The organism is Mesorhizobium sp. WSM1497, from assembly GCF_001672455.2.
Taxonomy (GTDB): domain Bacteria; phylum Pseudomonadota; class Alphaproteobacteria; order Rhizobiales; family Rhizobiaceae; genus Mesorhizobium; species Mesorhizobium ciceri.
The window spans coordinates 6,518,731-6,536,780 of record NZ_CP021070.1; the positions used below are offsets into that span (position 1 = coordinate 6,518,731).

12 protein-coding genes are annotated in these 18,050 nt (G+C 58.9%); 7 read left to right on the forward strand and 5 right to left on the reverse strand.

Annotation, left to right across the window (positions count from 1 at the left end):
- Positions 1 to 352: 352 nt before the first annotated feature.
- From A9K65_RS31765 to A9K65_RS31775, 3 genes are read left to right on the forward strand one after another with little or no spacing between them, the layout of a single operon-like run.
- Entirely contained in the window at positions 353 to 1,450 is a 1,098-nt protein-coding gene (locus A9K65_RS31765) for a CHAT domain-containing protein (RefSeq protein WP_064994865.1), read from the forward strand.
- Positions 1,451 to 1,501: 51 nt separating this feature from the next.
- Positions 1,502 to 3,925, forward strand: coding sequence for a caspase family protein (locus A9K65_RS31770; RefSeq protein WP_064994866.1), 2,424 nt, complete (start codon positions 1,502 to 1,504; stop codon positions 3,923 to 3,925).
- Between the two features lie 9 nt (positions 3,926 to 3,934).
- Complete coding sequence (locus A9K65_RS31775; RefSeq protein WP_064994867.1) at positions 3,935 to 5,014, forward strand: hypothetical protein; 1,080 nt, start codon at positions 3,935 to 3,937, stop codon at positions 5,012 to 5,014.
- A 178-nt stretch (positions 5,015 to 5,192) separates the two neighbouring features.
- Here A9K65_RS31775 and A9K65_RS31780 read toward each other — a convergent pair whose 3' ends face one another.
- From A9K65_RS31780 to A9K65_RS31795, 4 genes are all read right to left on the reverse strand, one after another.
- On the reverse strand, positions 5,193 to 8,204 hold the full coding sequence (locus tag A9K65_RS31780) for a DEAD/DEAH box helicase (RefSeq protein ID WP_064994868.1): 3,012 nt from the start codon (positions 8,202 to 8,204) through the stop codon (positions 5,193 to 5,195).
- A 2-nt stretch (positions 8,205 to 8,206) separates the two neighbouring features.
- A complete protein-coding gene (locus A9K65_RS31785) occupies positions 8,207 to 8,434 on the reverse strand; it encodes a DUF2158 domain-containing protein (RefSeq protein WP_084016088.1) in 228 nt (75 codons plus the stop codon).
- A gap of 295 nt (positions 8,435 to 8,729) precedes the next feature.
- Entirely contained in the window at positions 8,730 to 8,951 is a 222-nt protein-coding gene (locus tag A9K65_RS36275; protein WP_318013086.1) for a hypothetical protein, read from the reverse strand.
- A 635-nt stretch (positions 8,952 to 9,586) separates the two neighbouring features.
- Positions 9,587 to 9,880 carry a calcium-binding protein gene (locus tag A9K65_RS31795; RefSeq protein ID WP_224655969.1) on the reverse strand — a complete coding sequence of 98 codons (294 nt, stop codon included), beginning with the start codon at positions 9,878 to 9,880 and terminating at the stop codon, positions 9,587 to 9,589.
- A 415-nt stretch (positions 9,881 to 10,295) separates the two neighbouring features.
- On the opposite strand from A9K65_RS31795, the gene A9K65_RS31800 reads away from it, so the two are divergent.
- On the forward strand, positions 10,296 to 10,604 hold the full coding sequence (locus tag A9K65_RS31800) for a hypothetical protein (RefSeq protein WP_064994870.1): 309 nt from the start codon (positions 10,296 to 10,298) through the stop codon (positions 10,602 to 10,604).
- 1,037 nt (positions 10,605 to 11,641) lie between these two features.
- Here A9K65_RS31800 and A9K65_RS31805 read toward each other — a convergent pair.
- A complete protein-coding gene (locus A9K65_RS31805; protein ID WP_041163934.1) occupies positions 11,642 to 11,887 on the reverse strand; it encodes a DUF982 domain-containing protein in 246 nt (81 codons plus the stop codon).
- 1,240 nt (positions 11,888 to 13,127) lie between these two features.
- Here A9K65_RS31805 and A9K65_RS31810 point away from each other — a divergent pair.
- The 3 genes from A9K65_RS31810 to groL all read left to right on the forward strand — a co-directional run bounded on the left by A9K65_RS31810 (position 13,128) and on the right by groL (position 17,544).
- Complete coding sequence (locus tag A9K65_RS31810) at positions 13,128 to 13,850, forward strand: Crp/Fnr family transcriptional regulator (protein WP_064994871.1); 723 nt, start codon at positions 13,128 to 13,130, stop codon at positions 13,848 to 13,850.
- Positions 13,851 to 15,521: 1,671 nt separating this feature from the next.
- A complete protein-coding gene (groES, locus tag A9K65_RS31820) occupies positions 15,522 to 15,818 on the forward strand; it encodes a co-chaperone GroES (protein ID WP_064994876.1) in 297 nt (98 codons plus the stop codon).
- Between the two features lie 61 nt (positions 15,819 to 15,879).
- The gene (gene groL, locus A9K65_RS31825; RefSeq protein WP_086081374.1) at positions 15,880 to 17,544 is read left to right on the forward strand and encodes a chaperonin GroEL; all 1,665 of its coding nucleotides are present in this window, start codon (positions 15,880 to 15,882) and stop codon (positions 17,542 to 17,544) included.
- Positions 17,545 to 18,050: the final 506 nt, after the last annotated feature.

Below are 18,050 nucleotides of genomic sequence, written 5' to 3' on the forward strand. Positions count from 1 at the left end.
GAGCTGCGCTTCCTAGCGCCAATGCCGCGGCCCGCTCGAACGCTGTTCGGTCGCCACGAACTTTCAGCAGAATACCCCGTCGCCTTGATCGACCATACGTCGCCTCGTGGGTCGACAATTGGTAGGCAAGTTCATACGGTTTAGCTTCCAGTTCAAGAGCAGTGATGGAGAATTGCATGAACCAGCCAACTCTGCCGCCTTCTGAGCGGAATTACTTGAACTTTGTCCTCAGAAACGCGAGCCAGGGAAGCGAGGAGGCCTAGGTCCGATGTTTCAGGCGCCACGGTTTGATTGCCCCCGGCCAGCCCTTGCTCTTGGCTCGACCGCACCCATTCTGATTTCGGAGTAGACAATGTCGCGCATCGATAGCCTGCGCAGCGAACTCGCTCGGCTTAAGCAATCGGAAGGGCGGCTTCGGAAGGAACTCGCCGGGCACGAGGCAACAGTTGCTTTGGCGCGGAAAGATGCCGGTTCGAAGCGTCAGTCGGCGGCGCGGTCCCGCAATGCGTCGTCGATCAATTCCTATCTCCGCTCGGCTGTGTCACTCGACCACAAGGCCACCGAAACCGGTAAGAAGGCTGCCGCGGTCGCCGAGAAAATCGGTCGCAACGCCAAGGACCAAGCGAGGAAGCAGGCAGCGATCGCTAGCGCGGAAGAAGACCTGCGCAAGGAACGCGAGCGCGCCGACAAGAAGCGCCGACGTGAGGAACTCACTCACGCGCGTCAGGTTCACGGGCTCCTGCAGTCGGCCCCGCATCTCGCGCGTATCCCCGAGCCCAAACCCGAACGGCTCCGAGTCCTCTACGTCACAGCCAATCCCGAAGCGACCGAACGCATCTACCAGCGCGACGACGGGTCAGTCGTCGAGGAGGGCCGCTGGCTCCAGACCGACCGTGAGGTGCGGGACGTTCTCAAGGCACTCAAGAGTGCGCTGCATCGCGATCTCATCGATCTCGAGCATCTTCCGGCAGCGACGTTCGCCGATCTGATCGATGGGACAAACGAACGACGTCCGCATGTTATCCATTTTTCGGGTCATGCCGCCGAGGGCGCCTTGCTATTTGACGACGGGCTTGTCCACAGTACTCAAGCACGACCGATACCGCTGCAGTGGATTGCCGATCTGCTGGCGGCAACGACAACGCCACCGATTCTCGTTGTCCTCAATGCGTGCGACAGTCTCGTCGGCGCCGAAGCGCTGCTCGAAACGGTCCCTGTTATTATCGGAATGCGTGGTGAAGTCGGGGATATTGGCGCCAGGGTATTCGCAGTGCGTTTTTATGCAGCGATCGCTGAGGGACAGCCGGCGGGGATGGCTTTGCAGCAGGCCAGACTTGGCCTCAAGGACGCCTTGCTGCTGGACGACGCCTCCTTGCTCGAGTCGTTGTCACGATCGGGGATAGACCTTGATCAGGTTGTGTTGGTGAAGGGGCAAACGCCAGCCGCCTGAGACTGATAGTTCGTGCCGGCGCGTCCGGACCAAAATGGAACTGGGGGACTGATGAGTAGCGACGACAACGCTGAACGCGACAAGGGTCTCGTCTTTGTGGATACCGCTTTCGACCGACGGCCCGCGACCCATGTGATGATCATTGGCGTCGGCGCGTTTCAGAGCAAGAAGCTGAAGCCGGTTACTTCACCGCCGATCTCGGCACGCGCTATCGCCGACTGGTTTCTCGATCAGAAGGCCGGATTCACCAACCCGGAGCGGCCGCTCGGGAGCCTTGCACTGGCCCTCTCTGAAACGCCCCCTGGGCAGGCTGGCGCCCAATATGCAAGCGTAACCGTGCCACGAGCGACGTTTGCCGAGGTGAAGGCTGCAGTGAAGGACTGGGTCAAGCGGGCCAATACGCACAAGGACAACGTGATGGTGCTGTTCCTTTCAAGCCACGGCGAGAGCTTCGGTCGGAGGACAGCCTTCTTACTTGAAGACTACGACACAGACCCGCTTGAGCAGACCGCCGGAATGACCGAGATCGAGCAGTTCATTACAGCGCTCGAGAACGCTGTGCCGACGTCGCAGCTGTTATTGTTCGATTGCTGCCGTTTGAAGACCTCGTTGGGGCTGCCTGCCGAAGAGGAGTTCGGCACCAAGCTGATCTCGCTTTCACGAGCGCGGGACGACCACGGTGGAACGCGCCACCAATGGGCGCTCTGCTCAACTAGCCTCTATGAGGAGGCCGACGGTCGGCGCGATAAGACAACTGTCTTCACCGACAGTTTGCTCCGAGCGCTCAACGGTGCCGCGGCCGACGTGTCGGGGGCACGCTGGCCGGTTCGACCCGGCATTCTCGTTGACCGGCTCACTCAGTTTCTAAGGCTCTTTGCTCGACCAGACGGGTCGTTGCAGACGCCGGCGGGCCGAGCCGCTGGAAGCTTTGCGATCACCTATCCTGGCGGCCTTGATCGGGTGAAAACCTATGTCAGTCTTTCCGATCGAGCCCGATGGCCACGCTGTCGCACCGTCATCTCAGACCATCGGGAGGTCGTGTCTACGAAAACTGCGGGCGAGGCCGCGCCCTTCTTCGCGGAGTTTGACCTCGAAGAACTGAAGACAGTGACGATTTCAATTGATCGGGACGGCAAGGCTCTTGGGTCAGAGATACTTACCCCTCGCGCTCCCGTGGCATTCGTCGAAATCGGAGCGGTACCGACCGTCGAAACCGCCTCGCCAGTCCCGCGTCGCGGCCCCGGCGCCGAATTGGTTTTTGAGTTTACTGCCGCAGCGGAGGTAGGGGCCGGCTTCGTCGTCGCATTGTCGCGGCGCGACGGCAACAACCCCGGTCCACTGAAACCAGTAGTCGGCGGCACTCGCGAAAAGCTGCGCCTTGACGTCGAGCCGGGTGCCTACAGCGCCGTCATTACGCTTCCCGACGGGACGAGCGTCAGCAGGGAACTCCAAGCCGAGCAAGGCGCGAGTGTCCATAGCCTGATTGTCAGCGGCCCTTCCCTGCATGAATGGCTGGGGTATGCGACCTTAGCCGGCGCGCTTCTTGCCAGCACCTCAATATCCCAGGGGCCAGACGCGGTCAGCGCACCTCGATTTCCACAGCAGCCTCTCAACCCTAGGGGACCGACGGTCACCAGTGTCGCCCGTTCAATGCCGGCCCCCTCGTTCTCCGAACTCGTCGGGGTAATGGCCAAGCCGCGCGACGCAGCCCGCCTAGGTGCGGCAGGCCCGCGAACACCCGCCTTGCGGGAGGCAGCGGGCGATCGGGACTTTCTTCGCTTTGATGTGCCCGAGCACAATCCTCTGGTCTTCGAGGACGCCTACACGCAGCGCAGCGGGCCGCTCTGGGCCGTCCTTGGATTCGGTACCCGCATCGAAGCGGCCTTTCTGCCGCAGTTGGGCCGGCCGAGCGACCCAAACGAATGGTCCGCTCACCTAATCGTCGCCGCCGCTCCAGCAGAAGGGCGAGCCGCGACGTCGGGCATCGTCGAGTCATACCGATGGTCCGGCCTGCTGGCGTTCCTCGCTTCGCGCGACTTCGAGCGTGGCTCCGAGGTTCTCAAGGTCATGCAAGGAGAGGTCCGCGAGGCCGTCCGCAGCAAGATGACCAACCCGCTTGCGGCCGTGGCGGGTGCTCTAATCGCAGTGGGAGCCGGAGCATCGGAGCTTGTGCCACGGCAATGGCTCGAGAACATCACCAACCGGTTTCCGCAAATCCCCGACGGGCCTATTATCCTGGCGCGTCGCCTGATGACCGAGAGGTCGCCCGACTTCGATCGTATCTCCGAATTGCTCGAACAAGGGTTCAGCCGCGGCGTGCCATTTTTCTCGCTCACCTGCGACTGGCTGGCCCGCGGTCTTGAATCGGTTCCTGGGTCGCAGGAGGAGTCTTCAGAGGAGCGAGGGCTGGTCCGGCGGGTCGCGGCTCGCGTCGATCCGCAACAGGCCTTCACAGTGGTCAAGCTTACTCCATGAGGTAGCTCAATGTTCACACTCACCATGAATCCGGCGTCTGAGGGCGATGCGCTTGTCCTCGCCTGGGGCGATGAGGACCATTCGTATCACGCCCTGGTCGATCTCGGCCGCACAAAGGACTACGGCACTGCCCGGCCTGCGCTAAAGGAGATGAGCAACTGCGAACTCTTCGTAATCAGCCACATCGATGCCGATCACATCGAAGGAGCCATGCCTTTGGTGCGCGAGGCGGCGGCGCCGTTCAATCCCAAAGAGGTGTGGTTCAATGCCTACCATCAGCTTGTCGAAGCGCGTGACCGCATTACAGCGGGTCTCGAAACCGAGCCACTCAACGCCGAGCAGGGCGAAAAGCTTTCGTCCGGCATCGATAAGTTCAATTGGAAATGGAACTCCCGCTTCGCCAGCCGCATAGCCTCACGTGGGAGCCCGGAGGCAAGTGGCGAAATTAGCTTCGCCGGGCTCGCGATTCGCCTACTCTCGCCCAACGATGCAGATCTTGCCGCGCTGATCCCGCGTTGGATGGACGAACTTGAAGCCAATGGACTCCGCCCATTCGACCCTGACCACGGAATGGGCGAACCTGGCTCAGGCCGCGAGCCCTTGTCCGGGCTGGACGTCGAGCAACTCGCCTCCAAACGCTTCAAGGAAGACACCGCCGCGCCTAATCGCAGCAGCATCGCCTTCATTGCCGAGTTCGGCGGTCGCCGCGTCCTTTTGGGCGCCGATGCCCATCCGGGCATCATGGAGCGCGCTTTGCGGGAGCTCGGAGCGAGCGAGGCCGAACCCTATCCCCTCGCTTGCTTCAAAGTCTCCCATCACGGCAGCAAGGCCAATACCTCGCCAGAGATTCTTAGGATTCTCGATTGCACGGCATTCGCCTTTTCGACGGATGGCTCGCGCCACAACCACCCCGATCCCGAAACTATCGCAAGAATCCTTGTGAATGACCCGGTGCGTCAAAAGGTTCTCTATTTCAATTATGCGCAAGAGAACACCACGATCTGGAACGACCCCGAGACAATGCGCCGCTTCAATTACCACTGCGTGTTTCCTGCCCAAGGCGAGCAGGGCTTGGTCATTTCTATCTGAGGGGAGTGGTCGCGTTCTCTTCCTCAGGGCAAAATCTGGGCACGGTCATCGGTCTTGTGATGATCATTACATGCCATGTTGCCGCATCGCGATCTGTTGGCCAAATGAGGTTGGAGCGGGCGTGAAAAAGCCATCGCAACCCCTGCCTTCCTATCGACCGCAGCCATACGAAGGCTGTTCAGGACCCAGTGATAGCAAGTTCCTCGTGCAATGCGGCGTACAACATATTCCCTCTCGCGTTCAACAAGGATACGAGTTCGGCTTCGGTTGCATGTTCGACTTGCTCTCGACTTCCATATCCGTTTTTCCACAACTCGAGGATTTCGCCGCGCGCTAAGACGATAGGTAATTCAGTCAAGGAGAAGGCTGCGCCGGGTATTCCAAGGTCAAGGCGTTTAAGCAAAGTACTCACCTCATCGGGATCATCAGCTCGACCAAGAACGATCGCAGCTATTCGGAGCACCGAGTCCAACAGGAAGCGGGTACCGTCAGCAAAACCCCTTATGTCGCCATGACGAATGGGCGAAAACGGATTGGTGGTGTAGCCAGTCTCAATATCCGTGATTGTAACGCCTTCGATCCAGTCCGAAACGATGAGCGCACGTTTGCAGCGACCGTAATATTTCACATCGCTTTCCGCACGATGCCATAGGGCACGCGCCACATGTTGGCCAAAGCGTTGCGAAACTTGTTGCTGCCGTTGCGGCTCACCGCGTCTTGTTTGAGGCGTGTAGTCTTCATCGCGTTCGGGCAGCGCTTCCAATAAAACGAGAACCGTCTCTAGTCCTATCGAATCCGGCGGCAATTGGCGTAGCAGCTCAACAGCCTGCATACTGGATTCCAAGCTGAGGGGTGACTCGCCGCAGGCGCGCCCTAGAGGCGTTAGCCTCAGCCTTCCATCGCGCTCATCAATCAACCCATCGTGCTGCATCCTCGTCATCAAATTGAGGAGCCGGGTTGACATGCTGCCGCGCCAGGCGGGATCTCTCAGCGAGGCAAGAAATCCTCCATAGGTGTTTGCCACCAGATCGACAACTGCATTGCTTGGAATATCCTTTACCTGCGCCAGAAGTCTAACGACCCACGTGCCCGGGCTTCTTTCGTCGAAGGAAGACTGGATGCGTTCGGGACGTCCCTGAACGTAGCGCCGGAAGAGATTCTCTCGCTCCATGCCGGTGTCGGCGAGAACTATGGCTTTGCCTTCTGTCTCGTAGCCCAGGCGACCTGCACGGCCCGCCATGTTCTTATACTGAGCGACAGTGTAAGGCTGCGGCTCCACTCCGCGAAATTCCGTTTCCGCCACGATGACGGTCGAAGCCGGCGTGTTTACGCCGGCAGCTACGGTGCTTGTCGCCACCAAAACCTGAATCCCACCGTTTGGGTCGCGAAAGCCTCTCTCCACGATCATGCGTTCTTCGCGATTAAGATCACCGTTGTGAAAGGCAACGCCGCCGTTGAGCGCGCGGCGAAGGCGTTCGGACATATCCGAACGATCCATTCCCGGCAGCATGTCCGCGATTGTTTGTGCTGGCGGCAAACCCAACTCGGCCGCGAGATATTCCGCGCAACCGGCGGATGGTCCTCTCGCGTTACGAAAGACGATGACCTTTTCGCCCTGACCGGCGAGATGCCGAACCAGCGGTACGAGAACGTCTTGGGAAGATGGCTTATCCCGGCGCTGCCGTATCTCGCAGCGTGCGAACAACTGCGCGACCTCCACCTCACCATTAGGACGCTGCAACTTCCACACGCCGCTCCGATCAATGACACCTTCTGTCAAGGGAACCGGACGCTCGGTCGTAAGGAGAAGTTCACAATCAAGCCAGCGCTCAAAGTTGTTTGTGTCGCCGATTACCGCACTCAGGGTCACCAACTGAGGTGCAATCCCCCGCTCGCGTGCGCTCAAAAGATTGGTGAGGATTAGCTCCACAACCATCCCACGACCCGGCTCTGTGATAAACTGTCCTTCGTCAATCACCACCAGACCGATTTGGTGAAGGATGTGCGGAGAGGAAACTGACAGAGCCAAAAACTTCTCATAAGTGAAGAAGGCTATGTCGTACTTGCCCCTTAGAACGTCGCCAACCTGATCTTGCCAATCGCCGCTGCATCGGGCGATGCGCAGATTCAAAAGGTCGCCATAGAGCGCAGAGAAATCTTCGAATTTTTCATTGACCAGCGCTTTGTAAGGGAGGAGGAAAACCGCCTTCTTTCCCTCGCCGATTGCTTTCAGTGCTGCCATCTCGCCGACAAACGTTTTGCCGGCACTTGTCGGCGCTACGACGAGAAGAGATTTTCCATCGAGCACGCCATGGCTATTCACAGTGGCGATCTGCAATGAATTCAGACCGGCGGGGAAACGATCGCTCCAAGCGTTCAGCGCATTCTGAGGAATTCCGTAGGCCGAAAGCTCCCCAATTGGACCTGAAACAGTGACCGTGCCCCTTTCGGGATAGAGCGCGCGGTAGCATTTACCGCGCATACCTTTCGGCAGGGTTAGCTCTCCTTCGACATGACCGAACATCACCGGAGTCTGTTCGTAACCGAATCGGGCTGCGTTGGCGCGGACCATTTGCACAACGCGGTCCACCATCGCAACCACGCTCACCGGCCCATCACTCTCCAGTATGCAATCCAAAATCGCCTTCGTAAAAAGACCGTGGCGTGTTTGGGGGTCTTCGAGGGCCTCCTCGTTTGGATTGCATGCAGCGAAAAGAATACGGCCCTGTCCACCAACTTCGGCGAGCGGCATCCCCGCTGCGCGCGGAATGTATCCGACATCCAGAACGCGTGCCGGCGCGCCACCGCTAAAGCAGCAATCTAGCAAAAGCAGGACAGCGCGCGCTCGCGAAGTCCGAAACTTCGCGGCAATCTCCGTCATGTCTATTGTCGTTCCCGGAACGTCGTCAGAGCGCGTATCCGTTAAAACTAATCGGTGGTCTTGCGTGCCGTGGCCGGCAAAAAACAGGATGACGACGTCATCTTCTGATGCACCGTCGAGCACATCGTCAAAGATGGCCGAAACCCTCGCATAAGTCGCGTCGTGGTCAGTGATAAGCGTTGGCTGAAACCGGTCAATAGAATCCGACAGCACCGCGCACATAGTCGAAGCATCACCCACAGCGCCGCTCAGTTCCCGCGCAAGCGGATCAAGATGTTTGTTGATTCCGATAAACGCTGCGCGGATCATGGTTAGGCTCTGTGCACCGCAATCGATCCGGTGGCGGGGCGTTCGTATTTTTTCAGCGCCACGGGCGGAAAAGTTTCTCTTTGAACGACTTGCTTGTTTCCGATTTTTTCAAACCACACGCACCACACGCCGTCCTCGTCCGTCATGCTCGTCTTGCCTACTTGCTCAACAGTCATTTGAGGACCCCCGGATTTCAGTTGAACAACATCACCCGCTGCAAATTCAGACATTTTCATCTCCTTGTTCGTGATTTGTCCCATCGTAACATTTTTTTGCGGTAGGCACTCCAGCGACTCGTTTTTGGAGCAATTATCAACAGGTGATGCACCAAGGCTTTACGGATTGAGTGTATTCGGTCGCGAGGGCGAACTTGCATAGACAGCGGTGCCGCCCATCAAACAAGCGGCAATCATATGCGTCAGCGAGTGCAGTCCACAAATAGGTCTGCAACATAGACGTTTCCGCCGTTCCGTCGAGACGCCAACCAAATCAGTCAAACGAACGGAATATGCTTCCGCAAACCGATCAGCGCTTCGATCGCCGCCAGCCCGCTGTCATGGCCTCCGCTTCTGAACAGAACCATCTTTCGCCTTTGGCTTCGGTGATTTTGGTGACGTTGTAGTACTTCTGTCCAGGCACGTGATAGATGCGCCGCCGTTTGCTGATATGTTGCCTTTGATATTGCAGCCGGAGTTGCCGTTGCCAATCGCAAAAGCGGTGCCGGCGGCGCTTGCGCATCGTCGCCATGCTGCGCCCGCCAGTCCCATGGCGGCAGAAGCGTTCCGACCCAAAGACCGGTCTTCGACGCCTTCGCTTTGGTCTGTTGTTTTGCATAGGCGCCATCGCTGTATTTTGGCCAATCGAGCGCTTGGCCGTGCTCGAGCATCCAGGCGGCGACGCTCGACCGTCGGCGCGCCTGCAGTCACCAACAAACCGGCCGTAGCGACCAAGTCCCGAACGTACACTTGACCGGCCTCGAGGCTGCTAGGAAGCCGTCCAGCGCTTCGGCGGAACGGCGCCCGCATGGATATTCGAATCCCTTGGCGTCGTCGCAGTATTGCCGGCTCTCGGGCGCGTCGATGCCATTGAAGCGGACACGCTGCCCATGGATCTCGATCGTGTCGCCATCGATGATGGAGGCGACACCGGCAATCGGCGCTGGAGCCGGCTTGGTCAGATTCAGTAGGTGACCTCGGGCAATGAGCCGCTGTGTTGCATGAAGAACTGCGCCACCAAAGCCGAAGCCGCGGCTACCGTCACGTAGATCACTCGCAAAGGCATGCCAGCCCACCGGCGCGGGCGATATTGCTTGGCTCCGGTGCGTTTCAGCCACTTGTCGGACCGATTGTCGTAGCGAGATCGTTCCACCGTCCTGGCCGCTTTCACTCGCACCCGATGCCGTCGCGATCGCGATCTAGTCCGTTAGGATCACCGTTGGTGATTTTCACCCCATGGGGTGCGACCGGATTGTTTCCCTTGCCGCCTGCGCAGTCCAAATCAGCACCGCCAGATGGCACAGCTGCGGCAGTTGCGGCCACGCCTCGATACCTGTTGACGATTGCTGCGGCGCGTACGCCGTCGCCCTCGATATGGGTGTTGTTGCTGTTGGGATTGAATGGATCGACCGTCTGCAAAAGCATGTTGGCGTGGTACGCATCGCCAGCGGCGAGCGTCACCGAAATCGTAATTGTTCAAATAGTCGGCTGCGCAGCCCGAGATAAGTACCACGGACAACACGCACGAAAATTCGTGCACATGCATGAATGAATTCCCCAACCCAAGAAGGATCATGCGCTATTTGTCTCTTGCTGTCGAATCCAGAAGAGGTTTCGGCCTTCCGTGAAGGCACCATTGTCGTCATTGCCGTGTCGTCTCAGCGATGTTGGCTCTGGGGAGGAATACATGCGTGGCGCGCTCGTCTTTGGTTCCGTTCTTTCATTGATCCTATCATCGGCTCCCGCCTTGGCCTGGTGGGACGGCGGCCCCATGCAGATCGCCGCCGTGGCCTAATCAAAGCTGAGCGCACAGGCGAAGGCCAAGGCCGGTGCCCCGATCAAACTGAACCCCGACTATCAGAGCTGGGTCGCCGGCGTGCCGGACGACAAGAAGGCGCAGTATGCTTTCGTTCATGCGGCGGTTTGGGCTGATGACATCAAAGACCCTGCCCACGGCTACACCAAGGACGACGACACGCCAACGGGGCAGAACATCGGCTATGCCGACAAGAACATGCATCGCTACTGGCACTTCAAGGACATCAGCTTTTCGACCGACGGGACGCAATTCTCCGACGCCGATCCGATCAACGCGGTCTCGCAGATGAAACTCTTCGTCGCCGCGCTGCCGGCGTCAGCCGCTACCGACGACGTGCGCCCTTTTCTTTTGCTTTCAGCGCTTTAAGGGCGGCGTCCGTCAGCAGCCCAATGGTCTCCTGAAAAAGTACCGTCAGTACAATTTCAAGGCTCGGCAGCAGGAAATCCCTTTTTCCAGTGCCTTAAAGGGCAAAAAAGTACCGTCACGAGCCTCTTTGGTTGTGACTGTACTCAGAAAAATCCTGGCTCAGCCAATACGCCATCGGCGAGCCGACTACCGCGCCACCAATGATCACGATATCATAGGCATTGCGCGAAGGGGCTGTGTAAGGAGGGATTGCCACGACTGCTCTCCGTTTTCGAGGTTGAAGACGGCGATCAGACCGTCCGGGGCCCGCGCCAGCAGGCTGACATCAGGATCCATCCGAAGAAGGCGCACGAAGGCGCGTGACGCTCCGTCGGTGGCCACGCGTGTCCAGCGTTCGACTTCCTAGCAGCAGTCTGGCCGTCTACTTATCTGGGGTGGCGGTGGATCACCCTGCCCTGGATCAGTTCGCGACCCGCCTTGCCCGTCTATCGTTCGCCGCTTAAGCAGGGACGGTACTTTCTTCCACAGATAGCCAGTGACATGACAGTGGCTCAGGAAGAGAAATTCAAGGCCGCTCAGCTCCCGTCATTCGCTTCGAGGATGGGGAGCAGGTCGTGCGTCACGCCAAATTGCACGATTTACGGGGTTGCCGCCCAAGAACCGTATCTGTCCTGTGGCGGAAGCTTTGGAACAAGGGAAGTTGGGATCAACACCGAGCGAATGCTTCAAAGCAACTCCGTTGGTGGTATGAAGCAGGCGGTGTCGGGCGCGAGGGTGTCCACCATGCGTCCAGGTGATCCTCAAATGAACCCTCTGCACCGCTCGAGGCGCCCTTCGGGAGTTCCAGGCGGCATTTCTGTTCAATAGCTGAGCCAAGTCTGCGGGCGTTGGAAGCTGTTAAACCTAGATCACCGGAGGCATGCTCCGCGCCACCCTGCTTGGTCGCGCCATGATCACGCAGAGGGACTTCCCATTCTATGCTTCGATCGGGAGGAGGATTGAACCTGAATGGATATCCGGCCGACCTTCGCGCTGGTCTAATCGCCGCGTAGAATCTTCGCCTCGAGCGCGGCCGCAACGAATGCCCGCCTTGCAGTTGGCGGATGAGCCTCACCACGCAACACGTGCAGACAGGCATCCATCGCTGCATTCCGCTTCTTGGTCTGAGAACGAAGATCCCGCATCAAAATAGTTGCCGCGTCATTCACCTCAAGCACGATGCGTTCAGAGCTGTTACGGTTGACCTGAACGACGACTGGTCTCTCAAATCTGCTTAAGCCCATCGCCACGCTCCCCTCCACCCGGCGACGACAGGCCGCACTGTTTTCCTCAACCGAAATCCGCCTGAATCACCGCAGCTAATTTTCGGTCCCAGGCGACCCCCTGCCTGGCCGTAAAGTCTCGAGAATGGTCGGTTCGCGCTGAATAAAATAGAGTGGGATAACCAAGCCGAATGCAGCGACACTATTGAGAAACAGGTATATGGTCATATAGCCCCCCGGCCATTTTCATAAACCATACAGCCATGCAAGTTCGCTAAAAGCAAGCGACCCCGGCGCGCGCACCTGCGTATACACGGCAATGTCATGTCGCCTCGTTCACAGCCGGGCGCGGCATGCTAGCCAGTGCCTACAGCACTCGTGATCTCGGACCGTGCCCATGCGTCGCGGACGCCCGATAACCACGGAAGTGCGGTGCGGCACATTGAGGCCGAGCCTGCACAACAGTCTCGCGGCAGCGCGAATGTAGATTGGCCGGGAGAATTCGCCAAAGTACCTCATGCTCCGTCATCAGCGGAACCTGAGCTCGAACAAAGGCAAGTCCGAACGGCCGCCCATCCTGCAGGATGTGGTGACGGCCAGTCACCACAACATGATCATCGACGAGTTGGGAATCGGCGCTATCCGCGCGACATTGGACCAGACGGCCCCGGGCTGACATCAGTCGATCCTCAAACGTGTCCCCGTACAGAATAAATCCGACAGCCGCCACTAGGGCATTTCGATCGGACACGCTGAGTGTTGCTGACGTCCCGCCGACGCAACTTTCCGAGCAATCGTAGATCCGAGCGATCGGCGAAGGACAACAAAAATCCTCCGCCCCCCACCGCGGCCGACCGGACGCGCTGCGGCATTGGGGAGCGGTTACATCTAGCGGCATCCCCGAGCGCGAGGTGTCGTTCTCAGTGAACAGTTACGATTTGAAAGCGCGCCGGCTCTAAATCAGGAGTTCGTGCGATTCTCACGAAGCTCAAGGGAATCGGCGCGCTAGGACGACAGGTAACGGGAAAGAGCTGGGACCTCAGAATGTCGGTTTCGTACAAAGCTGAGTTTGGTACGTTTCCCACTCTGACATACTTTTCGCGTCTTTTGTAATCACGCGGCGGGGGCTCGCCGTGCATCGATTCGCATTCCGCTGTCATTGTCGTACCAAGGGGCGTATTGTCACGAGATCGTCTGCACGTTTTTACGGGCGCGGACGGCAAGGAGATTGGAATGCTCTTGCCCCAAGTGGGATTGAGCCATGACCAATCCAGTGAATGCTTCCTACAAAAATGAATTGCTGCGACGGCTTAGCGCGGATGACCTCGCGCGTTTGGAGCCGCATTTTGAGCGACGTGCCCTTGATCTGAGAATGCCGTTGGAGACTGCCGGTTCAAGGATAGAGGCCGTTTACTTCCTTGAGGAAGGCATCGGCTCTGTTGTCGCGATGACTCCGGACGGCAAGGATGCCGAAGTTGGCCTCATTGGCTTAGAGGGAATGACTGGTCCCGCGCTGGTGATGGGTGCCGACTATGCCGCGCACGATTGTTACGTGCAATTGGCAGGCAATGCAGTGCGAATCGGAGTTCAGCCATTCAAGGCGGCTCTAGTGGACAGCCCTACGTTGCATCCCTTCCTTTTGCGCTATGTCCACTATCTCCACATTCAGGCTACGTATACGGCCCTAATGAACGCACGAGCGAGCCTTGAAGAGCGTCTGGCGCGATGGCTGTTGATGTGTGACGACCGGATGCACGACAAACGCATTACGATCACTCACGAGTTTTTGTCTGTTATGCTCGGCGTAAGGCGGCCGGGGGTCACCGTTGGGCTCCAAGTGCTCGAGGGCCGTGGCCTCATCCGTTCGCGACGAGGTGAAATCGTCATTCGAGACCGCCAAGGCCTCGTTGCCCAAGCAGCTGGTATCTATGGGCAACCAGAAGGCGAATATGTTCGGCTGATTGGGGAAATCGCCCGACGCTGACCATGGGGTCTGTGGGGTCCGCAAGCTCGGTCCTCGCTAGCAGCTAAGCAGAATCTTGCTTCGCGCGCGGTCAGATGGTGTAGAGATCCCTGGCTTGGACGAGCGGGCGACGGTTTTTGCAAATCCCAAGAATGGCTTGCATACAGGAGAGCAGCCCTCCATCATAGCCGGATTCGCAGTTCCATTTTTTGCCAGCGCACCTTGCGATTGGCAGCACGAATCGGGACGCCGCCCCCTAGGAGGGGGAGAAACCATGCCTTCCGTATCTACTGGACGGGCCAACTTATTGGACGCAGAAACGGGCGCCCGTTTCATTCACGCGCTACTCGATGAACTCTCTGGCGGGAAAGCGCCCACGCCCGACTTCGTCAAACAAAGCGCGGCGACAGTGCTTGCCAACGAAATGAATGTGGCGAGCCGGCCGGCATAGTCGTACTGAATGAGTGCACGGCGATCTATGCAGGAGGCAAGTCCGGCCAGATTTCGGAGCTGTATGTTCGACCCGAGATGCGCTCCAATGATTGCCCCTTGTCTGCTCGAGGTCGCTGTGCGGGAAAGCCGCGCTCGTGGTTGGAAGCGACTTGAGGTTGGAGCACCCGCGCAACCAAAATGGAAACGCACGTCGATTTCTACTCGGACGGGTTCGAGGAAGTCGGCCCTCGGCCCCGCAGGACTATTTAGACAATCTGTCCCCAACCTATGCCAAGCTACACAGGTGTAATGCAGGGTCACTTCGCCAGCAACGGTTATTCTCGCTTCGACGAACTTCAAAGCCGGCATGTGGCAGATCAAGTTCGGCTGCGAGCATCTTCACCCTTGGAGGAGGCGCGCTGCCTCGCGTACGGATGTCACTCGCGACCCACTCCCAGACCTGTTCCTGGCGCCCCTGATTGGTTGGAGTTTAGAGGCGCCCCTGATTGGTTGGAGTTTAGAAAAGTCAGCCACCGTCTGGTCTGACCGACGGAGCCGATCCTACCGGGGCGGCTCTGGTGTGGATCAAACGCGCCATAGTCCATTGTGAGACGGGGGGTGCCGCGGCGGATTGAGCGCACCTGATGAGCTTGGCAGCAACAAAACCACTTGCCGACTACCAGCACTCCGAGTGGGTTTGTTCCCGAATGAACTTCCTCGCGAGGCGCACCCGTGTGCAGGTGCGGTGATGCGGCGACAGCCGTAGCGGGCTGGCCGACAAAATGTAAGTAAGCGGCAGCAACCCCTGCGTCCTGGGTTTGAGCAAACCACAAGCGAGATACGGCCTTCAATCCGAATGCCTCCTGGCACAAGAAGTTCGCAAGTCTCGCTGCCTGATCAGCACTCCCCGCAGCGCGCAGGCGTTGCAACGGATCTTCAAAGAAATTCACAGGCTCTTAGCACTCCAAAGCCGCTGGGAATGGTAGGCGAACATAAATTGTCGAAACGCGCTGCCGAGAATGCCAAATGACGAAGTCAGCAGGAGTGTTCAAAGTGGTCGCCTTGCCTGAGAGCTTTGGATCAAGATTTTGCTCATGCGCCTGCCCTTTCGTCTTGACTATCTCCGGCTTACCCCTTAATCCTCCCGTTGTTAGCACTCGCTCGCGGTGAGTGCTAACAACGGTCCGGCAAAGCCGGGCTTTGCAGTTTGTCCGGCGTGGCCGGACGGTGTTTCTCACCGCTCTCACCGAGGAAGAAAAAATGGCAAAGTCGAAGTTCCGCCCGCTTCATGACCGCGTGGTCGTTCGGCGGGTCGAATCCGAATCCAAGACCGCGGGCGGGATCATCATCCCGGATACGGCAAAGGAAAAGCCGCAGGAAGGCGAGATCATCGCTGTCGGCTCCGGTGCTCGTGACGAAACCGGCAAGCTGGTCCCGCTGGACGTCAAGGCTGGCGACCGCATCCTGTTCGGCAAGTGGTCGGGCACCGAAGTCAAGCTCAATGGCGAAGACCTTCTGATCATGAAGGAATCCGACGTGATGGGCATCATCGGCTGACCGCCGTCGCCTTTCATCACATCCAATCTGAATTTAGGCCGAATTGCCCAGGAGCAAAAAAATGGCTGTGAAGCTCGTCAAATTCTCCCGTGATGCCCGCGAACGCATGCTGCGCGGCGTCAACATCCTCGCCGACGCGGTGAAGGTCACGCTCGGCCCGAAGGGCCGCAACGTCGTCATCGACAAGTCGTTCGGCGCCCCGCGCATCACCAAGGACGGCGTCACCGTCGCCAAGGAAATCGAGCTTGAAGACAAGTTCGAGAACATGGGCGCGCAGATGGTCCGCGAAGTCGCTTCGAAGACCAACGACATCGCCGGCGACGGCACCACGACCGCGACGGTTCTGGCGCAGTCGATCGTCCAGGAAGGCCACAAGGCCGTTGCCGCCGGCATGAACCCGATGGACCTGAAGCGCGGCATCGATCTGGCTGTGACCGAAGTCGTCGCGACGCTGATCAAGAACGCCAAGAAGATCAAGACCTCCGAGGAAGTTGCTCAGGTCGGCACGATCGCCGGTAATGGCGACGAGTCGGTCGGCAAGATGATCGCGGAAGCGATGCAGAAGGTCGGCAACGAAGGCGTCATCACGGTTGAAGAAGCCAAGACCGCCGAGACCGAACTCGAAGTCGTCGAAGGCATGCAGTTCGACCGCGGCTATCTCTCGCCCTACTTCGTCACCAACGCCGACAAGATGGTTGCCGAGCTCGAGGACGTCTACATCCTGCTCCACGAGAAGAAGCTCTCCAACCTGCAGGCCATGCTGCCGGTTCTCGAAGCCGTCGTGCAGACCTCCAAGCCGCTGCTCATCATCTCGGAAGACGTCGAAGGCGAGGCCCTGGCCACGCTGGTCGTCAACAAGCTGCGTGGCGGCCTGAAGATCGCTGCCGTCAAGGCGCCGGGCTTTGGTGATCGCCGCAAGGCCATGCTGGAAGACATCGCCATCCTCACCGGTGGCCAGGTCATCTCGGAAGACCTCGGCATCAAGCTCGAGAACGTCGGCCTCAACATGCTCGGCCGCGCCAAGAAGGTGTCGATCTCCAAGGAGAACACCACCATCGTCGACGGCGCCGGCAAGAAGGCCGAGATCCAGGGCCGCGTTGCCCAGATCAAGCAGCAGATCGAAGAGACCACTTCGGACTACGACAAGGAGAAGCTGCAGGAACGTCTGGCGAAGCTCGCCGGCGGCGTTGCGGTGATCCGCGTCGGCGGTGCGACGGAAGTCGAAGTCAAGGAAAAGAAGGACCGCGTCGATGACGCCCTCAACGCGACCCGCGCGGCCGTCGAAGAAGGCATCGTTGCTGGTGGTGGCGTCGCGCTGCTGCGCGCTTCGCTGAGCATCAACGCTGTCGGCGTCAACTCCGACCAGGCCGCCGGCATCAACATCGTTCGTCGCGCGCTGCAGGCTCCGGCCCGCCAGATCGCGGCCAACGCCGGTGCGGAAGCCTCGATCGTTGCCGGCAAGATCCTTGAGAACAAGGGCGCGACCTTCGGCTACAACGCCCAGACGGGCGAATATGGCGACATGATCGCCATGGGTATCGTCGATCCGGTCAAGGTTGTCCGTACGGCTCTTCAGGACGCGGCCTCGGTCGCCGGCCTGCTGGTCACCACCGAAGCCATGATCGCGGAGGCTCCCAAGAAGGAGTCGGCTGGCGGCGGCATGCCTGGCGGCATGGGCGGCGGCGGCATGGGCGGCATGGGCGGCATGGGCGGCATGGATTTCTAATCCACGCTACCTGCGCAATACGGAAAGGGCGGCAGCGATGCCGCCCTTTTTTTGCACAACTTCGCGGAACCACAGCTACATCGTCGTACTGGCCGCTTGATACCGCCTATTACCTCATGTCCATTTCCAGCACCCATCTCGTCCTTTGACGCTCTTCTTGATGCAGTCAGCAACAGCTGGTACCGGTCACAACTCTTTCGCGTACTCTTTTACTGCAAATTCAAGTGATTGGGGCATAGGGACAGGAAGCCCTGAGCGGTTCTGCAGCCAAGCTGTGCAGAATTTGTCGGTCTGCCTCTGTCTCCACGCCCTCGGCCATGACCTCGATCCCAAGCACAAGCAGCCTGTCATCTCGAGACCTTGCCAGACCGCGAACGAAGCCCTGCTGCCGCATCACTGCTGTGAAGGGCGGGCCATTGGGCGGTCAACGAATCTCCTGTGTCATCTAGGACCAGATCGACTCGGCCAGAGGCTTCTGACGACTTTATGCATGCGATTCCCACTTT